The sequence below is a fragment of the Shewanella sp. 11B5 genome (genome assembly GCF_002836795.1).
Taxonomy (GTDB): Bacteria; Pseudomonadota; Gammaproteobacteria; order Enterobacterales; family Shewanellaceae; genus Shewanella; species Shewanella frigidimarina.
This window is the reverse complement of sequence record NZ_PJAP01000441.1, coordinates 1-4,785: the sequence shown is the minus strand read 5'-3', so window position 1 is coordinate 4,785 and position 4,785 is coordinate 1. Positions and strand designations below refer to the sequence as shown.

Here is a 4,785-nt window from a genome sequence, read left to right as displayed (position 1 = left end):
TTCCTATTATGTTCTCGGTGGTGGCGGAGCCAACACTTCACGATTACCGTTGTGGCCTTGGGCTGTCACAATACCTTGGCTTTCCATCATTTCAATAATGCGGGCGGCGCGATTGTAACCAATTTTAAATTTACGTTGTACGCTAGAAATTGAGCCGCGGCGAGTTTCGGTAACAAATGCTACCGCGTCATCATATAACGCATCCAACTCTTCTTCACTATCGGAGGTTTCACCGGGTAACAGTACTTGTTCACCATCGGTAGCACCATTAAGAATTTCTTCAATATATTGTGGCTTACCACGAGCACACCAATCGGCTACGACTTTATGCACTTCATGATCATCAATAAACGCACCATGAACACGATTTGGCAAACCAGTTCCAGGAGGTAAATACAACATATCACCCATGCCTAACAAGGTTTCTGCGCCTTGCTGATCAAGAATGGTACGTGAGTCAATTCGTGACGACACTTGGAACGCAATACGGGTTGGAATGTTAGCTTTAATCAAGCCTGTGATCACATCAACCGATGGACGCTGTGTCGCTAATATTAAGTGGATACCTGCCGCACGTGCTTTTTGCGCGATACGAGCAATAAGTTCTTCAACTTTCTTACCGACAATCATGATCATGTCAGCAAATTCATCGACGACCACAACAATAGAGGGCAGTTTTTCTAATGGTGGCGCATCGTCTAACATGCTTTCTGACGACTTCCATAATGGATCTGGAATGTACTCCCCTTTGGCGGCGGCTTCTTTAATTTTAAAGTTATAGCCTTTAAGGTTACGTACACCTAATGCCGACATTAATTTATATCGACGTTCCATTTCACCCACACACCAGCGCAGTGCATTAGCCGCCTCTTTCATGTCGGTAACCACTTCACACAATAAATGTGGAATACCTTCATACACCGACAATTCGAGCATCTTAGGGTCAATCATAATAAAGCGGACATCATCTGGGCCCGATTTATACAACAAACTGGTGATCATGGCATTCACACCGACCGATTTACCTGATCCCGTTGTACCAGCAACTAATAAATGCGGCATTTTACCTAAATCAACGACCACTGGCTCACCGGCAATATCTTGTCCTAACACCATAGACAATGTCGACTTGCTGTCTTTAAACGCAGCAGAATCGAGTACATCGCGCATAAACACTGTTTCACGGAACTTGTTCGGTAATTCTAAGCCTACATAAGCTTTACCAGGAATGACTTCAACCACACGCACGTTTTCAGATAATAATGAACGGGCTAAATCTTTCGATAAATTGGTGATTTTAGACGCTTTAACCCCTGGAGCTAATTCAAGCTCAAAACGAGTAATCACAGGTCCAGGATATACCCCTACTACATTGGCGATAATATTAAAGTCAGCCAGCTTTGTTTCAACCAATCGAGCGACTTGCTGCAATTCAGCTTCACTGATGGGATTTTTCTTACGATCAGGAACATCAAGCAATGTAATACTCGGTAGCGGATCCATTTTTTGACGAGCTTGTTGAGGGTTTTGGCCATCAATTACCACAACACCATCAACAATTCGGACATCTTTTTTCGGCTTTTGCTGTGCAACTAATGCCCCTGTTGAATGAGGCTTATTAAATGCTTCTTCAAAAGGCTCATCTGCGATATCGAGATTATTAATTGCAGGGCTATCATTAACGCCATCATTGTCGTCATCAATATCAAAATCGACATCATCTTTTGTCGCAACCCAAGGTGCAAAAGATGTGTCGTCATTATCGAGTTGCATCGACGGCTCTTGGCGATCATCTATATCAAGTTCATCGTCATCAATGTCTGAGACGATAATATCTTCAACAGGTTTAGCCTTGCGACTAAAGAAACTGCGTTTTTTCTCAACAATAGGTGGCGTCTCTATGGTTGGCTTGGTATGAATTGGTATTTCGACTGCCGTTTTGCTCTGCTTATCCAGCGAGGGCTCATTTTGAAGATCAATTTCATTACGGCGCTGGGTAAACTTATCCACTAATGACATAAAACCTTTGGTATCTTCGGTCTCACGTTCACGTTTAAATACTCGAGGTAATGTCCATATTTTTTTGGCTAACCAGATAGAACCTAAACCCGTTAACTCAATAATGGTTAACCAACTCACACCTGTCGCTAAGGTGAAGCCTGCACCAATAAAACACATTAATAGTAATGTGGTGCCGAGCTTATTAAAATAAGGCAACATGGCCTGACCAATAACGTCACCAGCAACGCCACCAGCTGAAAACACAAACATATTGTCGGCATTCATACTGACCAGTGCAGCTAACGCCAGCAACATCAGAATAAAGCCGATAATTCTTAGACCAACAGAAAAATAATCGATTTCGAACACTCGATGCGCGCGATTAAAAATAAACCAGCCTGTTGTGGCTATCATCATGGGAATTAAAAAAGCGATAAAACCAAAGAAATAAAACAGCACATCTGCTGTCCAAGCACCTACAGCACCAGTCCAGTTATGAATTTCACCTTGGAAATGCGACTGACTCCAGCCAGGGTCACTTGGATTGAAACTGGACAATGCCAATAAAATATACGTTGCAACCATGCAACATAATATAAGGCCACCTTCAAGCAGCCGTTGTAGGCCACTGAGTGTTTTAAGACTATTTTCCTGAGTCAAACGAAAGCATCCATAAAAAGTGAAAAATAAGGGTTAAGATAACAGAATATCACTGTATTTGCAGTGATTATGCACCTTGAATTAACCAAGCTCAATCGATTGTTATGTCGAATTAATCAAGAAACATAAAAGCATGGATGAAGCTAATCAAGATGATGATTTTATATACAAAAAATGTTTGATTAACGAAAAAGATGAACATAGGCAACGACAGTCATCTATAATTCATCATTCTGGCTGCAAAAACTGGATAAGAGATAAATCTCGCGGGGTTAGCCTAGGTTATATAACGCAACCTTGTTGGTTTGTTTAACCTCTTCCATTACTACATAAGTACGAGTGTCTGAAATAGAGGGTAGTTTCAGCAAGGTTTCACCTAATAATCGTCGATATGCAGACATATCTGACACTCTGGTCTTTAATAGGTAGTCAAAATCACCAGAGACTAAATGGCATTCTTGGATATCATCAAGCAATTGAACTGCACGGTTAAAGCGGTCAAAAATGTCTGGCGTGTCGCGATTTAGAGTGATCTCAACAAAGACTAATAAAGAAGCACCGAGAAAATGCGGATTAACCAACGCGGTGTAACCACTAATAAAACCTTGTTTTTCAAGCCTTTTAACTCTTTCCAAACATGGTGTAGGACTTAAGCCAACTCGTTTAGATAGTTCAACATTTGAAATGCGACCGTCCTGTTGAAGTTCATTTAAGATATTACGATCAATACGGTCCAAATCTTTCACTGAAAAGCTTTTACTATTTACCATATATTCAACCTTGTTTTGTCCTTAAAACAATACTTCTGTCTATTAATTATCGAAATTCAGCAACATAATCTGCTAAAGCAGCACTATACTAGAGTCACCTGAAATAAGCACGTTCAGGTCACAATTAATAACAACTATACCCACTTGAAGTGGGGTTTTTTATGTCAATCGAGGCTCAAATAATGATTATTGGTGTTCCAACAGAAATCAAAAACCACGAATACCGTGTAGGCATGGTCCCTTCAAGCGTACGTGAATTAACCATAAAAGGTCACGTTGTTTATGTTCAATCAGATGCGGGTGTGGGTATTGGTTTTACCGATCAAGACTATATTGATGCGGGCGCCTCGATTTTAGCTACAGCAGCTGAAGTGTTTGCTAAATCAGACATGATTGTAAAAGTTAAAGAGCCACAAGCAGTTGAACGTGCAATGTTACGTCACGACCAGATTTTATTCACTTACTTGCACCTTGCACCAGATTTGCCACAAACTGAAGAATTAATCACCAGTGGCGCTGTTTGTATTGCTTACGAAACAGTCACTGATGATCGCGGCGGATTACCATTACTTGCCCCAATGTCAGAAGTTGCTGGCCGCATGTCAATCCAAGCAGGCGCACGCGCACTTGAAAAATCATTAGGCGGCCGTGGTATGTTGCTTGGTGGTGTTCCGGGTGTTGAGCCAGCTAAAGTGGTCATCATTGGTGGCGGTATGGTTGGTACAAACGCAGCACAAATGGCTGTTGGTATGGGTGCTGATGTTGTTGTTTTGGATCGCAGTATCGATGCATTACGTCGCCTAAATGTTCAATTTGGTTCAGCGGTTAAAGCTATTTACTCAACAGCTGATGCTATTGAGCGTCACGTATTAGAAGCAGACCTTGTTATTGGCGGTGTATTAGTTCCAGGTGCTGCAGCGCCAAAGTTAATCACTCGTGACATGGTTAAGCGCATGAAACCTGGCAGTGCAATTGTTGACGTTGCAATTGACCAAGGTGGTTGTGTTGAAACTTCGCACGCTACCACTCACCAAGACCCAACTTACATTGTTGATGACGTAGTGCATTACTGTGTGGCTAACATGCCAGGTGCAGTAGCGCGTACTTCTACGTTTGCATTAAACAATGCAACACTACCTTACATTATCAAGTTAGCGAACCAAGGCTACAAACAAGCATTATTAAATGACAAACATTTATTAAATGGCTTAAACGTAATGCACGGTAAAGTCGTCTGTAAAGAAGTGGCTGAAGCGTTGAACCTTGAGTTCACTGAACCAAAAAGCCTACTTGCTTAAATGAGTAAGTAATTAATTTATTTTATTCAATCAAAATGCCGCATTAATATATGCGG

The 4,785-nt window shown here is 41.5% G+C and carries 3 protein-coding genes; 1 reads left to right on the top strand and 2 read right to left on the bottom strand.

Translation table 11 applies throughout. From position 1 onward, the window contains the following. Window positions 1–6 precede the first annotated feature (6 nt). Window positions 7–2,661, bottom strand: a complete 2,655-nt coding sequence (locus CXF78_RS10280) for a DNA translocase FtsK (protein ID WP_011637261.1) — start codon at window positions 2,659–2,661, stop codon at window positions 7–9. 272 nt (window positions 2,662–2,933) lie between these two features. After that, entirely contained in the window at window positions 2,934–3,431 is a 498-nt protein-coding gene (gene lrp, locus CXF78_RS10275; protein ID WP_011637260.1) for a leucine-responsive transcriptional regulator Lrp, read from the bottom strand. Window positions 3,432–3,613: 182 nt separating this feature from the next. Here lrp and ald point away from each other — a divergent pair, with 182 nt between their 5' ends. Beyond that, window positions 3,614–4,729: an alanine dehydrogenase gene (gene ald / locus CXF78_RS10270; RefSeq protein ID WP_041412915.1), complete on the top strand. Its 1,116-nt coding sequence runs from the start codon at window positions 3,614–3,616 to the stop codon at window positions 4,727–4,729. Window positions 4,730–4,785: the final 56 nt, after the last annotated feature.